Consider the following 19,149-nt stretch of genomic DNA (forward strand, 5'->3'; position numbering starts at 1 on the left):
CAGCAACGCCGGTGCCTGGGGCCCGGCGCGCGCTCGGGCCTGAATGTCTTTGCCCCCGGGGCTTGCGCCCCACCCCCCGCGGGGGTGTCGGCCCGGCTCCGGGCGGCCGAGCGCCGGGCCTTCAGGTCCCCGTTTGCTGGATGCCCGCGATCGTCCAGTCGCGGCTGCCGTCGTGCGGGCGCACGAGGTGCCAGACTTCGTCGAACGGCTCGGCCGCTGCCTGCGCCTCCTCGCGGATCAGGCCGCGATAGCGCACGCTCACGAGGTCGCGCTCGGCCTCGCGCGTGAAGTCGACGATCTGCGCGTCGAGCTGCAACACGTCGGTCTGCTGCGCCCGGCCTTGCCGCTCCTGCAGGTCGAGCCGGGCGGCGGCGAACATCTCCGGCGTCGTGAAGCGTCGCAAGTCGTCCAGATTGCCGGCGTCGTTGGCCGCCTGCATCCGGATGAAGACGAGCTTGGCGAGGCGCTCGAAGCCTTCGCGGTCGAAGTCGGCGGGCAGGGCTGCACCGCCGCCGGGCACGAAGGCCGCCGGGGCGGTGTCGCGCTCCACCGAAGTGCGCGCGGAAGGCGTCCAGGCGCTGGGATCGCGCGCGGCGCTCTCCGCCGGGCCGCGCTCGAACGCTGCCCCGCCTGGGGCGCCGGCCCCCTGCCAGGCCTCGCGGCGCGCCGGGGCGGCCGGCGAGAAGCGGCGCAGGAGGAAGCGGATCACCACGACGGCGAGCAGGGCCAGCAGCAGCAGCATCAGGAAGTTGGCGAACGCGGGCCCGAGCCCCAGATGGCTCATCAGCGCGGCCAGGCCCAACCCCGCGGCCAGGCCGGCGAGGGGCGCCATCCACGAGCGCCGGGCGCCCTGCTGGGCCGCGGCCGCGCCGGTGGCGGTGGCTCCCGCCGCTGCGGGCGCGGTGGGAGAAGGCGTGCCACTTTGCTGCGACGGCGGGGTCTGCGTGGGCGAGGACTGCGTCGGCGAGGCGTTCTGCCCCTGCGCAGGCTGGGTCGGCTGCTGAGGCGCGGAGCGGTCCGGCAGCGTGCGCTTCATGCCGGCGCTGCTCCCGCCGCCCAGCCGTCTCGCGTCGGCCTCGACGGGCGCGAGGGCGACACCGGTGCTCATCGCGGCGATCATGCCGGCCAACCACCACGATTTCATGCGGGCTCCTGGGTGCGTTCGTGTATGCATCGAATCCTAGTGGACCTTGGCTTCGCCCGGGAGTTCCACGCCCCTCCTAGCGGCTGGCGCCGGGCGCGGGCGGGGGTGCGGCCGTGCCGGCGCCCGGGGCGGTGGAGCCCGCGGCGGGGCCGGTGCTCGCGTTGGGCGCCGCCGGGGTGCCGCTCGCGCCCGGGGCGCTGGCGGTCCCGGACGGTGCGGTCGCGGCGGGGCCGGGGCCGGACGGCGTTCCCGCCGGTGCATTGCCCGGGGTCTGCGGCAGCACGGGCGGTCGTTCGCGATCACAGGCGCTCGACGTGGCGGCCGCAGAGAGGGCCGCGGCCAGCGCGGCAATGCGGCGGGTGCGAGAGGGGCGTGTCATGGGCGGCTCCTTCATGAGCGACCCCCTTGACGGACCGGTCTGCGGACGAACGCCAAGGGCGGCTCCCCCGTGCGGCAGGCGGCGTGCCCGCCCCCACCGCCGACACCGGGCGCGATGACGCCGACACACCTGTCGGTGCGCGGCCGACTGTGCGTGCGAGCCCGACGTGGCGAAATGCACCCACAGCCCAAGACGCTTCGAGCCCCCCCGGGCCACGGGCGTCGCAAAGGAGTAGACATGTACTACCAGATCGACGAGCAGGACTTCCTCGAGGCCTTGCAGGAGCTGGACGACGAGATCACCGAGGCGGCGCTCGCCTCCGGCGAGTTGGTGAGCTATCGCTGGTACTGCACCCACTGCGGCGCCGACTACACCGCCTTCGAGCTGATCCCGCCGCCGTCGCCCTGCAGCTGCGGCTCGCGGTTGCTGTGTCCGCGCGCGCCGACACTGCATTGACGCCATGCTGGCCGTGCAGGATCAACCGCAGCCCGAGCGGCTGGACCCGGCCGACGAGGCGAGCCTGCGCCGCTGGGCCGAGAAGTTCGCGGTGAGCGAGGCCCAGCTGCTCGAGGCGGTGCGGGCGGTGGGCACCGACCCCGAGCGCGTCGGGGCCTGGCTGCTGGCCGCGCGCGACGACCGCCATACGCCGCCCCCGGGCCACAGCGAGCCGCCCGCGGGGCCCCGGCCGCCGCGGTAGCGGGTGGGCGCGCTCTGAAGCGGCCGCCGCCGCTTCAGAGCGTCATGCCGCCGCTGACTTCCAGCGCGACGCCGTTGACGTAGCTGGCCTCGTCGCTGGCGAGGAAGGCGTAGACCTTGGCGATCTCCTCCGGGGCGCCGAGGCGGCGCATCCAGCAGTTGCCGCGCATCTGTTCCAGCACCTTCTCGGGGATGGTGGAGAGGATGTCGGTGGCGATGAAGCCGGGGCACACGGCGTTGACGCGCACCCCCTTGGGGCCCAGCTCGCGCGCCCACGTCTTGGTGAAGCCGATCACGCCGGCCTTGGTGGCGGCGTAGTTCGTCTGGCCGAAGTTGCCGTACAGGCCGACCACACTGGAGGCGTTGAGGATCACGCCGCGGCCCTGCTCCACCATCGAGTCGACGACCGCCTGCGTGCAGTGGAACACGCCCTTCAGGTTGACGTCGATCACGAGGTCGAACTGCGCCTCGGTCATCTTCTGCAGGCGCGCATCGCGCGTGATGCCGGCGTTGTTGACGAGCACGTCGACCCGGCCGTGGCGCTGCAGGACGCGCTGCACCACCGCGTCGACCTGGGCCCGGTCGGTCACATCCATGCGGTGGGCTTCGGCGCGGGCCCCGCGGGCGGCCAGCTCGGCCTGCGCGCGCTCCAGCGCCTCGGGTTGCACGTCGGCCAGCACGACGATGGCCCCTTCGTTGGCGAACTGCCGGGCCGTGGCCAGACCGATGCCGTTGGCGGCGCCGGTGATGAGGGCGACCTTGTCCTTCAAACGCATGGGAAAGCACTCCGGTGTGTCGGTGACGGGCGCGATTCTGCGCGAGACGGCGCGCCATCTCCGACGCCGGGCTCACGCAACCGGCGGTGCCGTGCAGCAATGCTCACCCGCGCCGCACGCGTGTGCGGCAGGTGATCGAGTAGCGCAGCGCCGGCACCGGAGGCACCGCGTGCTGCCAGCCCCAGCGGGCCTCGCCGGCCAGGCCGTAGATCGACCGGGCTTCGAGGGTGAGGTCGAGCGTGGGCGCGCGGGCCACCGGCGGGTAGCGCCGTAGGCGCAGCAGCGCATCGGCGGCGAGCGAGACGCCGGCGATGCGCTCGAAGGACGGCACGTCGCGGTGCCAGCCGAGCGGCGTGCCGGGACGGTACTCGGCCACCAGCACATGGGCGATGGTGCCCGGCGCCACCCCCATCCACTGCGCGACGCGCTCCACCAGCGCTGCGAGCGCCTGCGGCAACGGCTCGCCCGCATGCAGGCGGTTGCCGTCGAAGTCGTAGCGGGTCAGGTAGCTCGCCACCCGGCGCCGGGCCGTGTGGCCCTTGTAGTCGGCCTCGCGCAAGGGCAGCGCCTGCACGACCGCGATCCAGTGCGCCTCTTCTTCCGGCGTGAGGAAGGCGGGCTCGTACACCAGCCCCTCGGGCCAGCCGGCCCGCGGGCCGAAGAGGTCGGGCTGGGTCGGCGACACGGCCGGGCGCCTTCCCGTCAGCGTGCCAGCAGGTGCAGCGCGGCGTACTGCAGCAGCATGATGGTCTTGCCGTCCTTGATGCGGCCGTCCTCGATCATCGCCAACGCCTCCTCCAGCGTGGGCTCGAGCACCTCGATGTCCTCGCCTTCGTGGGCCAGCCCGCCGCCCGAGTCCACGCGGTCCTCGGCGCGGTACTCGCCGACGTAGAAGTGCACGATCTCGGTCACGGCGCCGGGGCTCATGAAGGCCTCGAACACCTTGCGCAGCCCCCGCGGGCGATAGCCGGTCTCCTCCTCCACCTCGGCGCGGGCGCGCGCCTCGGGGTCCGCGTCGTCCAGCAGCCCGGCGGGCGATTCGATCAGCAGGTCGTCGTGCCCGTTGACGAAGGCCGGGTAGCGGAACTGGCGTGTGAGCACGACGGTGCGGCGCGTGGGGTCGTACAGCAGCACGGTCACGCCGTTGCCGCGGTCGTAGGTCTCGCGGGTTTGCGCTTGCCATTGGCCGTTGCGACGGCGGAAGTCATAAGTCGTCTTCTTCAGCACGTAGTGGTCGTCCGACAGGACTTGGACGTGGCGCACGCGCACGCGGTCGGCGATCGACATGGGGTTTCCTCCGGAAGTCGTGGCAAGGTCCGCCCCCAGCATGCCCCGATCGGGCCGAGGAGGGCGTGTGCAGGCGTGACCGCGCGTCGTCACGGGCCGGTGGGCGCCGGACACGCCGCAGCGCCTCAGCCCGCCGGGGGCAGGTGCGTCTCGGCCCGGCGCAGCTCTTCCACCCACTGCGCGTAGGCGGCCTCGCGGTCGGGGCCCCGCAGCCGCAGCAGGGCCGAGGGGTGCAAGGTCACGAGCACCGGGCGGCCGTCCGCGCGCACGAGCCACTGGCCGCGCTCGCGGGTGACGGGGACGGCGCGGTGCAGCAGCGAGCGGGCGGCCGTCGCTCCCAGCGCGACGAGGGCGCGCGGGCGCACCGTCTGGATCTCGCCTTCGAGCCAATGCAGGCAGGCGGCCGCCTCGCGCTGGCCGGGCGTCTTGTGCATGCGGCGCGTGCCGCGCCACTCGTACTTGAAATGTTTGACCGCGTTGGTGACGTACAGCCGCTCGCGCGGCCAGCCGAGCGCCTGCAGGGCGCGTGCGAGCAGCTGCCCGGCCGGGCCCACGAAGGGGCGGCCTTGCCGGTCCTCCTGGTCGCCCGGTTGCTCGCCCACCAGCATCAGCGGCGCGTGCAGGTCGCCCTCGCCCCAGACCGTCTGCGTCGCATGGAAGCCCAGCGGGCACTCCCGGCAGCCGGCGGCCTGGGCGCGCAGCGCCTGCCAGCGGGCCTCGGGGTCCGTCCGGGTGTCGGGTGGGACGAGGGCGTCCTCGGCCGCCGGTGCCCGACGGGAAAGGCCGCTGGCGGGCGCGGTGGAGGGCATGGCGGGCGTCGGTCGCGCGTTGACGTGGCGGCGGGCCATGGTCGTGCGGGGCGCAGCCGGCAGAGACGGGGGCGTGCTCAGGCGCTTGCCACGGCCGCGCGGGCGCGCCACGGCCGCGGCGCGCCGAGCACCTGGCGGCGCAGGGCCTCCACCTGCGGCGGCACCGGCCGTCGATGCCGCCACACCCACGGCAGGCCGAGCGCCGTGCGCCACAGCACCGGCCAAGTCAGGCCCTCGCGCCGGGCCTCGCGCAGCACGCGTCGCGTCTCGTGCCAGGCGCTGTCGGCGGGCAGGCGCAGCCAGGCGATCCACAGCGTGTTGCGGGCATGGAGCCAGCGGCGCTCCACCGCGTCGCGCAGCGGCGAGGGGTGGTGGTGGGCCACCACGTCGTGCAGGTACACCATGCGCCAGCCGGCCGCGAGCAGGTCCAGCCCCATCAGCCGCTCCTCGCAGCCGATGAAGAGCCGCTCGGCATACCCGCCCACCGCGCGGTAGGCCTCGGTGCGCATCACCACCGCGCCGGCCATGAAGCCGATGAGCGCCGGGCCGGGCAGCCCTTGGGCGTCCAGCGGGCTGGTGGCCATCACATGGCAGGTCGGGTCCTCGCGGCCGGCCGGCTCCACCAGCACGCGGGCCGCGACGGCCGCCAGCCGCGGGTGGGCCGCCAGCGCGTCGGCCGCCCGCTCGAGCGCGCCGGGCGCCCACCAGGTGTCGTCGTCGCAAAAGGCCACGTAGGGCGTGCGCACGAGTTGCACGCCCTCGTTGCGGCCCGCCGCGCCGAGGTTGCGCGGGCAGTGCACCAACTGCACCCCGGGGTAGCGGGCCACGACGCGGGCCACCCGGGCGTCGAGGGCGTCGTTGTTGACCACGACGATGCGGGGCACGTCCGGCAGCGCGTGCAACGCGTGCAGCGTACGCGCCAGCGAGTCGGGCCGTCGGTAGGTGAGCACGACGACGCTCAGGCGCTCGTGCAGGGGTGGGTGCAGTCGGTGCAGCGGCTCGGGCAGGGCACGGCAGGCAGGCGCTGCAGCGGGGGCTGCATCAAGGGGTCGCAAGGGCAAGGTCATCGGCGGTCTCCCGGGCCCCGGACCTCGGCGTGGCCGGGGGCGGGGTCAGCTGCCAATAGCGTTCGGGCTCGAGCGCGTCGCTCCAGCCGCCCGGGCCGAAAGCGCGCAACTGGCTCGCGTAGGCCTCCACGGCGCGCCGCTTGTCGGCCGGCGCACCGAGCGGGCCCAGCGTGGCCGGCGTGGCGCACCAGCCGGCCGCAGCCAGCGCCGCCAGGCGCCTTTGCAGCAGGCCCGGCTTGCGCCGGTAGAGCGCGTCCTCGTACGCCAGCGCGGGCGGCGCGCCCGGCTCCTTCAGCACGGCGAGCGCCGCCTCGTGCACGAGCTCGTGGTCGGAGTGAAAGAGCCCCATCGGCACCAGCACCGCGAGCGGCGCGGCGTCCTCGGCGAGAGCGGGTGGTCGCCCCTGCGGGGCGAAGGCCCCGGGCGCGAGCGCCTGCATCGCACCGCGCAGGGCGTCGCACAGGGCAGCGCGACTCGGCGGCCGGCCGTACTGGCTGTCGAGGAAGCTCAACCACAAGGGCCGCGCGGCGAGCTGCGTGAGGGCCCGCCGGTCCTCCTCTCGGCGCGCCGCCATCGCGGCCTGGGCGCTCGTGAAGCCGCACCGGCGGTCCCATTCGGGAGCGGGGGCGGCTTCGGGCACGCCGGCGAACACGGTCAGGACCGTGCTGCCCGGGTGCGCCGCCAGCAGCTGCCCGCAGCCGAAGACGCCATCGTCCAGATGGGGTGAGATCACGAGGTAGCGCAATGAGAGCATCCTCGCAGCCGCGAGCAGACGGCGTACCTGCCCTTCGTGCCCGCAAGCGCGCACGATTCCACGCGGGGGGTGTGCGGGTGTACGTGGCGGCCGCGCGGCGGAACTATTGCCTGGGCCGCCGGGGCGGCGCTGGTCATACTGCCGGGCTCTGTCTTTGCGCGGCCTCGGTTGCTGCCGCCCGGATGCCATGCCGATCCCTTCTCTCGCCAAGCGCGCCGCCGTGTGGCTGGCGCAGGCTGCCTGGGTGGCCGCCGCCGTGGCGGCTCCGCCCCCGGGTGCCGGGCCGGTGCGCGCCTCGGCCCCCGAGGCCCTCGTCACCGACCGTTTCGTCGTCAAGCTGCGCCCGACCGAAGCGCCCGCCCGGGCGGGGGTGCCCGGGGCCTCGGCCTCTCGCGCGGCCCCCGGGCCTGCGGCCGGCCCGGCGACCCGCTGGCAGCAACGCACCGGCCTCGCGTGGCACCGCTCCCACGAGACGGCCGGCGGCTCCGTGGTGTACCGCACGCAGGGGCCCGTGTCGCTCGCCCAGGCCCGCGCGCTGGCCGCGCGGCTGGCCGACGACCCGGCCGTGGAGTGGGCCGAGCCCGACGTGCGGATGCGAGCGCACCAGGTCGAACCCGTCCCCAACGACGGCGCGGCAGTCGGGAGCTGGTCGATGCGGGGCGACAGCCTGGGCGGCGCGCGGCTCTTTCGTGCCTGGCCCCTGGCCGGCGCCCGCAGCGTGCGGGTGGCGGTGCTGGACACCGGATCGCGCCCGCACCCGGACTTGCAGGGCATGGAGCTGCCCGGGCGCGACTTCGTCACCTCGCCGGACTACGAAGGAGACGGCACCGGCGGGCGCGACGACGACCCCACCGATCCGGGCGACTACTGCCTCGCCGAGGGGCTGCCCTCCAGCTGGCACGGCGTGCACGTCGCCGGGGTGATCGGGGCCATCGCCAACAACGGCATCGGCATCGCCGGCGGTGCCGCGCCGGTGGTGGCGCTGCAGCACCTGCGCGTGCTCGGCCGCTGCGGTGGGTGGATGTCCGACATCGCGGACGCCATCGACTGGGCCTCGGGGGCGGCGGCCGGCAACCCGACGCCTGCGCAGGTCATCAACCTGAGCCTGGGCGGGGCGCCCGGCGTGGCCTGCGGCGCCACCTTGCAGGCGGCGATCGACCGCGCCGTCGCGCGGGGCGTCGTGGTCGTGGCAGCGGCGGGCAACGCGGCGGCGAGCGCCCTGCCGCCGCCAGCCAACTGCCGGGGGGTGATCGCGGTGGCGGCGCACACCGCTTCGGGCGATCTGGCCCGCTACTCGAACCGTGCGGCCGGCGTGGCCCTCACGGCGCCGGGCGGAGGCAGCTGCCAGGCGGCCGGTGCCTGCGACACGCGCCCTATCCTTGCGCTCGGCAACTCGGGCGTCCATGAGCCCGGCGTGCCCACCTACGACAGCGAGTTCATCGGGACCTCGGCCGCCGCTCCGCACGTCAGCGCCGCCGCTGCGCTGGTGCTGGCCACGCATCCCGCGCTCACCCCGCAGGACGTGCGCTCGCTGCTCGTCTCCAGCGCGCGCCCCCACCCGCCGGGCAGTTGGTGCGCGCTGCATCCCGGCACCTGCGGCACGGGCCTGCTGGACGCCGAGGCCGCGTTGCTGCGCGCCGGCCAGGCACCCACCCTGCGGGTGAGCGCATCTTCGCCGGTGGTGGCCGGCGGGGCGACGGTGTCGCTCGACGTCCAGGCCGCGCAGGGTGCGGCCCCGTACCGCTACCGCTGGGCGCAGCTGTCGGGCGCCCCGGTCGCGCTGCTCGGGGCCGACTCGGCGCAGGCCGCCTTCGCCGCCCCGCCGGTGCGCGGCGCGCCGCTGGTGTTCGAGGTCACCGTCGCCTCGGCGACCGGCGTGGAAGCTCGCGACCGCGTCGCCGTGCAGGTCGACCACGCACCGGTGGTGGCGTCCGTGCCCTCGGCGCGACTGGCCCCCGGGGCCGGCTGGCGCCAGCGGCTCACCGTCACCGACGCGGACGGCGACCCGTCCACGCTGCTGTTGCTGGAGGCGCCTCCCGGCGCTCGCCTCGAGGGCGATGAGCTGGTGTGGCAGGTCCCGGCGACGCCCGCGCGCGCCACCTACACCTTCGCCGTCGCGGCGGCCGACGACCTGCTGACCGGGCCTGCGGTGCGCTTTTCGGTGGAAGTGGGCGAGGGCGCGCCGGGCAGCACCGCTGCGGGCCCCGAGCCGACGACGGGTCAGGACCCCGGGGCCGGTGGCGGGGCCGCCTCCGGCGCGGGGTTGGCGGCCCTGGCGGTGTGCGCCGCCCTCGCGGCACGCCGGAGGCGGCCGCGGCCTCTATGCCGGCAGCACGGCCAAGCTCGCGAGCGCGATGAGCCTGCACACCCCGCGGATGCTCGACGGGTTCGACCGCAAGTTCATGAAACGGTCGGCCCGCTCCTCGCCGTGGGGCTCGCCGCGTGGGTGCTGCGCGCCCGCAAGGCCTGACGCCGAAGGCTCACTGCAGCGGCGCGGCTTGGTCCGTCTGCGACGCCACCACGGCGGCCGGATCGCCCTCGCGGCGCATCGAGCGCTGCAGTTCCTCCATCTGGCGGCCCAGCTGCTCCAGCGTCTGCGGGTCGAAGCGCTTGCCCACCCTCGGGAAGAGATGCTCTTCCTCTTCCTCGTGGTGATGCTCCGTCTGCTCCTTGAGCACTTTCAACTTGGCCTCGAACACCTCGTCGCCCGGCTGGTCGAGCTCGCGCAGGTCGGCCAGCAGCCGCTTGAGCGAGAGGTGCTCCTCCAGCGACTCCAGCAGCACGCCTTCGATGTTCTGGACCTTGACGGCCGGATAGAACACCTGCTCCTCCGAGGCGATGTGCACGCTCAAGTGCTCGGCCACCTGCTCGAAGAGCTCGCGCTTGGCCGCGCTCGTCACCATCTCCGACCACTGGGCGAGCTTGCCCTCGATCGCACGGTGCTGGGTGATGAGAAGATCGATTGCGTTCATCGTGGCAGGTCCCTCGTTCACTCTCCCGCCCGGTCATCCGATGCACCGGGCGGCCGTTCCGACTCGGCCCCACCGGCTGGCGGCGACCGACAGCCCTCGTGAGCAGGTGGCGTGCCCGCCTCAGGCGGCTGAACTTCCGCGGACCCCGGCCGCCCGCAGGGGGCATTTCTCGCTATGCTTGGACCGGCTCCCCCAGGAGGGGCCCTCCTGCCGACCGCGCCCATGCCTCCCATCGATCCCGCCCTGCGCTCCCTGCAAATCGAGTTGCCCGCCAAGCCCGACGTGCTCGTCCAGCTCGCGCTGCTGATGGCCGAGGACGAGGTCGATTTCAAGGCGATGGGCAGCCTGATCGAGGGCGACATGGCCCTGGCCGCCGCGGTGCTCAAGGCGGTGAACGCGCCGATCTACGGGCTGCGGCAGACGGCGCGCACCGTGCAGCAGGCCATCCTGTACCTGGGCAGCCAGGAGGTCGCGGCCATCACCTATGAGATGGGCCTGCGCTCGGTCTTTCCCTCCTCGCCCGAGCTCGAGGCGCTGTGGCTGCGGGCCAACCGCCGCGGCATGGTGATGGCGCTGATGGCGCGGCGGCTCGGGCTCGACGCCTTCGTCGCCCACTCCGCGGGCCTTTTCGAGGAATGCGGCAAGGCGGTGATGTTCCGCCACGCCCCTGAACGCTATGGGCCGATGTTGCGCCAATCCACCGGCGACGACCTGCTCGTGTTGCAGGAGATGCAGACCTTCGGGGTGAGCCACGACGCGCTGGGGGCGGCGATGTGCAAGTCGTGGGTGCTGGCGAGCGCGGCGACCACCTGCGTGCGTTACCACGTGGTGGTGCAGACGGGCGGCACCTGGCCCGCCGAGCCCGAGGCCGTGCCGGTGTGCGCCCTGTCGGCCGTGGCGCACTACCTGCTGCGCGCACCGCAAGCGCTGGGGCCCGCGGTCGAGGCCGTGGCCGCGCTCTCGGGCCTCGACGAAGGGCGGCTGCGCCAAGCGGCAGAGGACGCCTACGCCGTGCTGCGTGCCGCCTGACGGAACGGCACTTTCGCGCCTGACGCCTGGGCGACAGGCCGTGGGGGCAAACCCCGGTGGCAGGGGCATGGGCGGGGTGCCATGCTGGATCGAAGCACCTCGCGGCCAGCTCGCCGCGTCCACCACGAAAGCCGAAAGGGACCCTCCATGAAACGCCGCCAAGTACTGAAGACCCTGGGCGCCGGTGCGGCAGCGCTCGGCGCTCCCGCCTACGCCTGGGCCCAGAAGTTCCCCAGCCAGCCCATCAAGCTGATGGTCGCTTTCCCCGCCGGGGGGCCCACCGACATCACCATGCGCGTGCTGGCCGAGAACGCCGGCAAGATCCTCGGCCAGACGGTGATCGTCGAGAACCGGCCCGGCGCCGGCGGCACGCTGCCGGCCCAGCAGTTGCAGCTGGCCAAACCCGACGGCTACACCCTGGCGCAGATCCCGCTCGGGGTCTTCCGCCTGCCTTACACCGCCAAGATCAACTGGGACCCGGTCAAGGACATCACCTACATCCTGTGCGTGACGGGCTACTCCTTCGGCCTCGTGGTGCCGGCCGACTCGCCGCTCAAGACCTGGGCCGACTTCGTCGCCTGGGCCAAGGCCAACCCCGGGCGGCTCACCTACGGCTCCACCGGCGCGCTCACCAGCCCCCATCTCACGATGGAGGAGATCGCGCAGAAGGCGGGCATCGAGCTCAATCACATCCCCTTCAAGGGCAGCGCCGACCTCATGCAGGCCATCCTCGGCGGCCACGTGATGGCCGCGGCGGACTCGACCGGCTTCATCCCCCATGTGCAGGCCGGCAAGCTGCGCGTGCTCAACACCTGGGGCGCCAAGCGCTTGGCCAAGCTGCCCGACGCGCCCACCCTCACCGAGCTGGGCCTGGGCATCGTGCAGGCCTCGCCCTACGGCATCGGCGGGCCCAAAGGCATGGACCCGGGCCTGGTCAAGACGCTGCACGACGCCTTCAAGCAGGCGATGGAGATGCCCAACCACGTCGAGGCGCTCGCCAAGTACGACCAGGAGCTGATGTACATGGGCTCGCAGGAGTACAGCCGCTTCGCCGCCGAGACGTTCAAGAAGGAGAAGGCGCTGATCGAAAAGCTCGGCCTCGCCAAGCCGAGTTGAACGCAGTCGTCGGCTGAGGCTGCGGCGGCTGCCGGCCCGCCCCGCAGCGCCGTCATGCGGCTTGCAACTGCAAGGCCGGCAGCAGGTGCGTCAGCCGCAGCTTGTCGCCACCCGCATAGATGCGGCGGAAGCGCAAATAGCCCGCGCCCAGGACGAACGGCTCGCGGCCGCGCGTTTCCATCTCCGGGATGCGGCCGGTGGCCTTGTAGTGCTGGATCCAAGCCAGCTCTTGGCGGTTGAAGTGCAGGGTCGGCTGCGGCTCGTTCCAGCGCCGCGCGTGCTCGACCTGCGCCAGGTACTCGTCGTACTCGCGCACCCAGCGCTTCAGGCCCTCCTCGACCTCGGAGGCTTCCCAGCCCGAGAGCTTGAACCACGCGCGCGAGTCGTGCACCAGCGTCTCCAGCAGCGAGGCGACCGCCTCGGGCACGTCGTCGCGGTCCCACCAGTCGTTCAGGTCCTCCCACTCGTCGAAGCGGCCGTTGTCCAGCCCCGGCACGCGCCGCTCCTCGATGCGCATGCAGGTGCCCACCACCGCGTCCTCGCACCGGGAGTGCGGATTGCGTCGCTCCCCGCGCCAGGCCTCGAAGCGCCGCATCTCCTCGCAGAACTCGCGGTCCGCGCCGACGATGTCGTTGCGGTCCTCCTGCCGGGCGGCCGCCAGCACCGGCATCTGGCCGGCCCGCCCGGCCCAGCGCTTGCGCCACAGGATCGCCATCTCCATCTGCGTGCGCATGATCGCGCGCATCGGCGCCATGCCAGCGCGCGGGTGCGCTTGCGCATAGCGTTCGCTCGCCTCGATGTAGGCATTGAACGCGGCGAGGGTGGAGCGGGCGATCAGGAAGCGTCGTTTGGCGGTATCCGATGCCAGTTCGAGCTTGAACGGCACCCCTTGCAGCCGTGCCTCGCGGTACATCACCGCCAAAGGAATGCGCGACAGCAAGTCCGCTCCTTGCGGATCGGTGCCCCGCCCCTGCTCGCCCGGCGCATAGCCGCCGCCCACATCCGAATGCACGCCTGGAAAGACGATCTCCTGGCAGCCCGGCGGCAGTTGCTCGCCCACGCAAACCGAGTCCAGCGGGAACGAGCGGCGCACCTCGTGGGCCGAGACCAGGTGGGTGCATTTGATGCCGGGCGGCACGCGCATCGACACCTCCGCGTCGGCCCAGTCGCCATGGCCGTGGCTGATCAGCGCGCTGGAGGCCAGGCCCACCGAGGCGACGGTGTCGAACAGGCCCAGGAAGTCGAACTCGACCGGAAAGCCCCCCAACGTGCGACCGCTGCGCCCGAGCAGCCGCGCATCGAGCTCGCACAGCGCGACGAACCAGTTGGCGAAGACCCGTGCCGCCGTCGCCCCGCGCGAAAAGCCGAAGGCACTGACGTACAGGTGGCGCACGATGCCCGGGTCCACCCGTTGCGGCTGCCCGGTGTGCGGGTCCGGCATGTGAGGCCCAAGCGCCTGGTGCAGGCGCTCGAGCCCTGTTGCAGCCGCGCCTGCGTGTTGGCGGCCTGAAAGCCATCGGCCTCGTGCATCACGAAGCGGGGCGAGCGGCGCAGCGCGTGGCGGTTCAGGTCCACCTGGCGCGCCAGCGCGAGCACCTCGGCGTTGGACAGCAGTGGCGCCTTGTGGAAGTAGCGGTGCACCGCGTTGATGGCCTGCGCCAGCGCCCAGACGATGCGCCGCTCGCCCCAGCGCGCGAAGGCCGACCCGAGCTTCTCGTCCAGGCCCCGGCCGCTGTCGTCGATTTCTTCGAACGGGGTGCCCACGCCGGGCATGTAGATGCGGAAGTAGTTGGGATACGCCGCCTCGTTGGGCCAGCGCACGCGCTCGTCGAGCATGGCCTGCGGGGCAATGGTCTGCCCCGGGTAGGCATCGAACAGCCGCGCGACGTTGGAGTGCGTGTGGTCGCCGCGCTCCTCGCTCAGGCCGTAGTGGTTGCGCGTGCCGTCGAAGAAAAAGCCGAAGAACAGGTTCGTCTCGCACGAGCGGCCGGGTTGGCCGATGGCGGGCAACTCCCGCATTTCCCACGTTCGTACCTTATCCATTTGACCCGCAAACATCCTCTCCTTGTCCGCTGGATTGGCGAAAGCAAGAGGATCTACGCTGGGTGCAAGACGTATCGTCATGCTCCCTCCTATGGCTTGACTCTAAGAAGCTGATCCGCGAGACGCCGATACGTCTCCAGAGCGATCTGTCTCTGCTGCTCCAAGAAGTTGGAGAAGGCGGGATCCAACGGCCCACTGAAGGCGGCAAGGCGGTCCCTCATTTCCTGGGAGAAGCCCCTGTAGAAACTCCATTCCTTCTCGAGGTCCTCCTGCGTTCTTTGCGGCTGTCTTTCGAATGTCTTTATGCCGGCCAGAGCATCCTCGTACTGCCTCTGCCACAACTTGAGCTTGTACTCGCGGCTCGGCACGGGCCAGTGCTTGAGCTTGCCCGGCCACTTCGGGTGGCCGGGGTCCACGGCGCTGGCCAGCACCTCGACGCTGCCGTCCTCGTAGAACAGCGCCCACAGCACACCCGGCTCGTCGGTGGGGTACGGCGGCAGTTCCTGCTCGACCGTCTCGTACCGGCGATCGGCCGACGAACCGGTCCACCAGTCGTAGCGCACTTTGACCTTGATGCCCGGCTGCCATCGGCGCGGCAGCGCATAGCAACACATCGCGCCGCTGGCGCCGTAAGGATCGGCCCCCGTGCCGCCGGCGACCCGAGTGGACTGGGGATCGATGAACAGCACCGCATTGAGCTCCCGGCCGGTGTAGTTCACCGCCGTGACGGCCACGGCGTCGCGGTCCGACGGCATCGGGCCGGCGCAGCCGGCGAGGAGCGTCACAAGAGCGCCGAGGACCAGGAGCCAGGGCACGCAGCATCGTGGGGACATACACAAGCGGCTCATCGGCGGTTCACCTTCTGGAAGTTCTGTCGCGTCGTGTGCGGATGGAGGCTCGCGGGTGGGGTCATGGCTTGTGGCGCTCCAGCCATTCCAAGCGCTCCAGGGCCTGCGGCAGGAGTTCGGCGGCGTCTTTCTGGAGGGCTTCCTTGAACCGGGGGTCGTCCGGTCCGGTGTAGTCCTTCAGTGCCGCGGGCCTGCGCTGGTGCAGCCCGTCCCACAGCTCGCGCAGTTCGTGGGGGGGGCAGCCCGTTCATCCTCCGCTGCAGCCGGGCCACGGCGCGCGACTGCCGGTCGTGCTCGAGTTGCCACTGCTTGAGCTGGTGGTCCCGGCTCGGCGCCGGCCAGCCTTTGACCTTGCCAGGCCATTGCGGGTCGTCGGGCTCCGCGTCGCTGAGGACGACTTCGACGCTGCCATCGGCGTGGAAGACCGCCCACAAGTCCGCGGGCCGACCCCTGGGGTAGGCAGGCAGCTCGTGCAACGCCGTTTCGTGTGCCCGCTTGTCCAGCAACCCCGTCCACCAGTCATGGACCAGGTGGACGTTGATGCCGGCCCGCCATTGACGCGGCAGCTCATAGCAGCACAGGGAGGGCGAGCTGGAGTAGGGTTCGACGTACGGGCCGCTCACCCCGCTCCCGGCGTCGGGGTCGACGAAGGCGAACGCGACCAGGTGCTTGTCGGTGTAGTTGAGGGCTCGGACGCGCACGAGCGTCCCCTCCGGCGCAGCATCGGCCTCGCCGTTCAACAAGGCCAGAGCGGCTGCAAGAGTCACGAAGATGCGCATGGGTCTTGGTGAGGGCAAGAGGTCCCTTCGAGGTGGGACGCGGAAGAGGCGCCCGTGCGCCGCAGCGCTTCGCGCACGCGGGCCAGGCGTGCGGGAGTGTCCCGCTCGCCGCGCCGATCGGCTTCTCGCAACGCCTCCCGCGCGTGGCGATGCCGCCATGACGGCCGGGTGCGCTGCCACACGTGAGGCAGGTCGCGCTCGAGCGCGGCGAGAAGCCCGTCGGCTTCGCTGTCTTGCACGAGGGCCGCGAACTGGGCGTCATCCAGGGGCGGCGCTTCGATAGAGTTTGCGGTGAGGGCTGTCGGCTCCACCGCAACGCGGGGCAGTTCGTGCCAGCGGCCGTCGCGACCGATGCAGCGCCACTGCAACGCCGGGCCGATGAAGTCGGCCAACTGCTCGGGCTGCAGGGCACGTGCGATGGCGGGCAGACGCCTCGTGTCGGCGAAGCGCAGATGGAAGAGGCTCCCGGTGGCGTTCACGATCGCCCATCGCGCGAGACGGTCTGCGAGCTGGTCGGCACTCTCCGAAGTGACCACGGCGGTGACCATGGGCCGGGCGCTGCACTGGTGCAGCACGTCGCGCAACGCCGCATCGTGAGGGCGGTGGGCGACGACGCATGGAGAGACAGCGAGGGCCTCCGGGCCCGTCTCCCCGAGACGGTGGAAGACGGCCTGTGCCAGCGCTCGGCGCCGCCGACCACGCTCAAAGGGCGCCCGGCCGCGGTCTGAGCGTGGCGGTGATTGCCTCCCACAACGCCAGCATCTGGGCTTCGCTCAGCGTGGCGCGCTTGAGATCCGGGATCTTGGCCTGTTCTTCCAGACTGCGCGGCGGCGAGGGGATGTAGTGGCCGTTGAACATCAGCATCTTGAAAAACGGCGCCGAGCGGCCCTCGACCGCTTGATCGGTCTGCAAGACCGCGCTGTGGCCGGGCACTCGGGCGGAAGTCACATGCGCCGGTTCGCGCCCCGCCGACTCTTCGTACGCTTTGCCGTGGATCACCCGCGGGCGCAGCCACAACAGTTCGGCCCCCGAGCGCTGGATCTGCCGTTCGATCTGCGCGCGCCGCTGCATCAGACCCGTGTCGGGGCGGGCCACCCGAGCGTCGCCGCTGACGCTGCGCAGGTGGATGTACACATCCGGCGTGCCCTGCAGGTGGTAGTTGATGGAGAACTCGGCCGCCGGGGCCTGCGCTCCTTGCCAGAACCCGTGCGCAAAGCCATCGCCCGGCTCGGACGGAATCTCGTCATCCCGCCGCCCGCGCACGCGGGCGATGACGGCGCGAAGGGTGGCGAGTTTTTCGGGCACCTCGGTTCCTTGCTCGCGCCAGTAGGGGTCCGACTGCAGCTCAGGGTAGGTGCCGTCGATGGCCTTGATCGTGGCCCGGTGGGCGTATCCACGATCCCACCACAGCGCCTCCAAGGTTCTGCCAGCGCGGATAGAGGTTGCGTCGTGCTCAGCTCTATCCACGATCACCCCGCCCGCAAGAGAGATCTCGCGACTGACGAACGGCAATCCGGCGCTTTTCCCCACCAGAGATTGAGAGCGATATTTGCGCAACAAGGCATGGGTCTCCAGCTCGAATCGGTCCTTTGCCAGCGGCCGGATCTCGACGTGGACCTCATCGATCACCGCTTCTTGTACCGGATTCAGCACGAACTGCTCGGGCAGATCAATGAGGTGGCGACCGATGCAGCGGGTGGTCATGCGCGCGGTCAAACTTTGAATGAGTTGGGCTTCTTCGGCGGTCATGGCAGGAGCGCGGAACGAGCGGGCGGCAGCGGAGGGCGAGGGCGTCAGCGGTATGCAGGCGGCGGCTTGTAGCAGACGGCGTCGGGTGGGATTCATCGGAGGTCGTCGTACATCATGGTGGATGTCTCACGCACCCGTTGCGCAATGCGCACGATGGCGCGCACGGTGAAGTGGAGCGCGAGCAGGCTCGTTTTCCCCTCCTCCGGGTTGTACGCCGGTTCATGCTCGACAGCGACCCGCAAGAAGCTTCGGCAGTGGGCCTTGGGCGCCATTCCCGAGCGACGGGGCACGGTACCGTCGCCCGCTTCGTCAGGGCCGCTGATCGAAAAACGCGCCTGCGTGTTCCCGTGTGGGTGCAAGACGACACGATCTTCTTCGAGTTGATTAATCCGGCGGCGTCCCCACTCGTGCGGTGCGGTGCCTTCGATCCACTCGTCCAACGGTTTCCCCTCATCGCTGCTTTGTTGCCACGACACGGTGCCGTAGGTTTTTTTCTTGTCGCTGTCCCCACAGAAGGCATGGGTGTGGGGGTGATAGCAGCTGCTGATAGCCGAGTGGAAGGATTTGACCTGCGCTTGGATGATGCGCGAAAACACCTTCCAGTCGTTATCCATCTCTGCTTTGCTTCGATTGACATCGCGCTCTTCGTTGAGGGGATTCACCAGTTCCTCGTCGCATAGACCCCACCACTTGCCGCGCACCGTGTAGATCTCGGAATAAGGGTCGCCGTGACGCGGCAGGCTGACTTCCTGGGCGCCGCTGCGGATGCGCAGCCATCCATTGCCGTACTCGGGGGTGGGGAGCAATTGCAGGGGGCCGGGCGCGGTGGACAAGACCGCGGTCATCTCCGCCGCATCCGCCCCCATCACCTGCGCAGCCGCCCATCCGCCTTCCGTGCCGCTCTTCATGCGCCGGTAGACCGCCGCAGCCCCGATCGCCGGCATCACTCCGTGGACGATGCCGTAGATCTTGTCTCGGTAGCCCAGCACTTCGGAGCAATACCGCGCGACGAGCCCGCCCATGCTGTGGGTGACGAGTATGACCCGCTCACAGCGCTTGCCCTCGTTTCGATAGCGCGTCAGCACCTGATCGATTCGCTCGCCCAAGCGGCGGGCGGACCGGGCGTTGTCGTCCAGCCAGTTGTAGCCGCACGCGTGTACCGGGAAGCGATAGCGGTAGCTCAGGCGTACCTCGTCTTCGGTCAATGTGGCCTCGCCCAGTTCTGCCCCGAGCGCCTGCTCCATCAACTTCACGCGCACTCCGTCGCGGCAGTTCTCATAGTCGTTGAGGTTCTCCTCCAGCCAGCGCAGCGCGGCGCTATAGCTCATCGCCGCGATCTCGCCCCAGCCGCGCCGGCGCAGTTCCTCGCGCGGCACACTCATCTTCCTTTGCACCTTGCCGCCGTCGTCCACCTCCATCGTCTCGGGGCGCAAGGAACGCTTGCGTTCCTTGGCGTCGGCCCATATCCACGACAGGGCTGTCCAAACCGAGTCCATTCGCCAGCGTCGGCCTTCGCCGCTGGATCTGAGGTTGCTGCCCATCACCCCTGGCACAAAGATCACGGGCACGATGCGGTCAGGCACGATGTGGCACACACCGACGCTGTCGTCGGGTGGGCTCATGCGCGAGTCCCAGTAGGGGTTGCCGCGCTCGTCGTAGCGCACGGGGATCATCCGCTCTTGGGTGGATTGCTCTGCCATC

The 19,149-nt window shown here is 71.5% G+C and carries 19 protein-coding genes; 5 read left to right on the forward strand and 14 right to left on the reverse strand.

Features of this window, described 5'->3' with window-relative positions; genetic code table 11:
* Nucleotides 1-121: 121 nt before the first annotated feature.
* Entirely contained in the window at nucleotides 122-1,144 is a 1,023-nt protein-coding gene (locus tag OMP39_RS00215) for a Tim44 domain-containing protein (protein ID WP_264892816.1), read from the reverse strand.
* A 616-nt stretch (nucleotides 1,145-1,760) separates the two neighbouring features.
* On the opposite strand from OMP39_RS00215, the gene OMP39_RS00220 reads away from it, so the two are divergent.
* Entirely contained in the window at nucleotides 1,761-1,979 is a 219-nt protein-coding gene (locus OMP39_RS00220) for a hypothetical protein (protein ID WP_264892817.1), read from the forward strand.
* Nucleotides 1,980-1,983: 4 nt separating this feature from the next.
* The gene (locus OMP39_RS00225) at nucleotides 1,984-2,220 is read left to right on the forward strand and encodes a DUF3606 domain-containing protein (RefSeq protein ID WP_264892818.1); all 237 of its coding nucleotides are present in this window, start codon (nucleotides 1,984-1,986) and stop codon (nucleotides 2,218-2,220) included.
* A 34-nt stretch (nucleotides 2,221-2,254) separates the two neighbouring features.
* On the opposite strand, the gene fabG is transcribed toward OMP39_RS00225, so the two are convergent.
* The 6 genes from fabG to OMP39_RS00255 form a co-directional block, all read right to left on the reverse strand.
* Entirely contained in the window at nucleotides 2,255-2,995 is a 741-nt protein-coding gene (gene fabG, locus OMP39_RS00230; protein WP_264892819.1) for a 3-oxoacyl-ACP reductase FabG, read from the reverse strand.
* Between the two features lie 103 nt (nucleotides 2,996-3,098).
* Entirely contained in the window at nucleotides 3,099-3,680 is a 582-nt protein-coding gene (locus tag OMP39_RS00235) for an alpha-ketoglutarate-dependent dioxygenase AlkB (RefSeq protein ID WP_264892820.1), read from the reverse strand.
* A gap of 17 nt (nucleotides 3,681-3,697) precedes the next feature.
* Nucleotides 3,698-4,282, reverse strand: a complete 585-nt coding sequence (locus OMP39_RS00240) for an NUDIX domain-containing protein (protein WP_264892821.1) — start codon at nucleotides 4,280-4,282, stop codon at nucleotides 3,698-3,700.
* Between the two features lie 125 nt (nucleotides 4,283-4,407).
* Nucleotides 4,408-5,091 carry a UdgX family uracil-DNA binding protein gene (locus tag OMP39_RS00245; protein WP_264892822.1) on the reverse strand — a complete coding sequence of 228 codons (684 nt, stop codon included), beginning with the start codon at nucleotides 5,089-5,091 and terminating at the stop codon, nucleotides 4,408-4,410.
* A 77-nt stretch (nucleotides 5,092-5,168) separates the two neighbouring features.
* The gene (locus OMP39_RS00250) at nucleotides 5,169-6,158 is read right to left on the reverse strand and encodes a glycosyltransferase family 2 protein (RefSeq protein WP_264892823.1); all 990 of its coding nucleotides are present in this window, start codon (nucleotides 6,156-6,158) and stop codon (nucleotides 5,169-5,171) included.
* Nucleotides 6,133-6,912 (reverse strand): PIG-L deacetylase family protein, encoded by a 780-nt coding sequence (locus tag OMP39_RS00255; RefSeq protein WP_264892824.1) that lies wholly within the window; start codon nucleotides 6,910-6,912, stop codon nucleotides 6,133-6,135. Before OMP39_RS00255 ends, OMP39_RS00250 begins: the two co-directional genes overlap by 26 nt.
* Nucleotides 6,913-7,099: 187 nt before the next feature.
* On the opposite strand from OMP39_RS00255, the gene OMP39_RS00260 reads away from it, so the two are divergent.
* Nucleotides 7,100-9,382 carry a S8 family serine peptidase gene (locus OMP39_RS00260; protein WP_264892825.1) on the forward strand — a complete coding sequence of 761 codons (2,283 nt, stop codon included), beginning with the start codon at nucleotides 7,100-7,102 and terminating at the stop codon, nucleotides 9,380-9,382.
* A gap of 10 nt (nucleotides 9,383-9,392) precedes the next feature.
* On the opposite strand, the gene OMP39_RS00265 is transcribed toward OMP39_RS00260, so the two are convergent.
* Entirely contained in the window at nucleotides 9,393-9,884 is a 492-nt protein-coding gene (locus OMP39_RS00265; protein WP_264892826.1) for a hemerythrin domain-containing protein, read from the reverse strand.
* A gap of 222 nt (nucleotides 9,885-10,106) precedes the next feature.
* Here OMP39_RS00265 and OMP39_RS00270 point away from each other — a divergent pair, with 222 nt between their 5' ends.
* Both OMP39_RS00270 and OMP39_RS00275 read left to right on the forward strand, forming a co-directional pair.
* Nucleotides 10,107-10,913: an HDOD domain-containing protein gene (locus OMP39_RS00270; protein WP_264892827.1), complete on the forward strand. Its 807-nt coding sequence runs from the start codon at nucleotides 10,107-10,109 to the stop codon at nucleotides 10,911-10,913.
* Between the two features lie 147 nt (nucleotides 10,914-11,060).
* Nucleotides 11,061-12,029 (forward strand): tripartite tricarboxylate transporter substrate binding protein, encoded by a 969-nt coding sequence (locus OMP39_RS00275; protein WP_264892828.1) that lies wholly within the window; start codon nucleotides 11,061-11,063, stop codon nucleotides 12,027-12,029.
* 52 nt (nucleotides 12,030-12,081) lie between these two features.
* Here the strand turns inward: OMP39_RS00275 and OMP39_RS00280 are convergent, their stop codons facing one another.
* The 6 genes from OMP39_RS00280 to OMP39_RS00305 form a co-directional block, all read right to left on the reverse strand.
* Complete coding sequence (locus tag OMP39_RS00280; protein ID WP_425340649.1) at nucleotides 12,082-13,470, reverse strand: T6SS phospholipase effector Tle1-like catalytic domain-containing protein; 1,389 nt, start codon at nucleotides 13,468-13,470, stop codon at nucleotides 12,082-12,084.
* Between the two features lie 691 nt (nucleotides 13,471-14,161).
* Nucleotides 14,162-14,887, reverse strand: a complete 726-nt coding sequence (locus tag OMP39_RS00290) for a DUF3304 domain-containing protein (protein WP_264892830.1) — start codon at nucleotides 14,885-14,887, stop codon at nucleotides 14,162-14,164.
* A 29-nt stretch (nucleotides 14,888-14,916) separates the two neighbouring features.
* The gene (locus tag OMP39_RS15390; RefSeq protein ID WP_425340650.1) at nucleotides 14,917-15,699 is read right to left on the reverse strand and encodes a DUF3304 domain-containing protein; all 783 of its coding nucleotides are present in this window, start codon (nucleotides 15,697-15,699) and stop codon (nucleotides 14,917-14,919) included.
* Entirely contained in the window at nucleotides 15,684-16,379 is a 696-nt protein-coding gene (locus OMP39_RS00295; RefSeq protein ID WP_264894593.1) for a DUF4123 domain-containing protein, read from the reverse strand. Before OMP39_RS00295 ends, OMP39_RS15390 begins: the two co-directional genes overlap by 16 nt.
* A gap of 22 nt (nucleotides 16,380-16,401) precedes the next feature.
* On the reverse strand, nucleotides 16,402-17,448 hold the full coding sequence (locus OMP39_RS00300; RefSeq protein ID WP_264892831.1) for a T6SS immunity protein Tli4 family protein: 1,047 nt from the start codon (nucleotides 17,446-17,448) through the stop codon (nucleotides 16,402-16,404).
* A gap of 92 nt (nucleotides 17,449-17,540) precedes the next feature.
* Entirely contained in the window at nucleotides 17,541-19,148 is a 1,608-nt protein-coding gene (locus OMP39_RS00305; RefSeq protein WP_264892832.1) for an esterase/lipase family protein, read from the reverse strand.
* Nucleotide 19,149: the final 1 nt, after the last annotated feature.

This window comes from Schlegelella aquatica (assembly GCF_026013905.1).
Classification (GTDB): domain Bacteria; phylum Pseudomonadota; class Gammaproteobacteria; order Burkholderiales; family Burkholderiaceae_C; genus Caldimonas; species Caldimonas aquatica.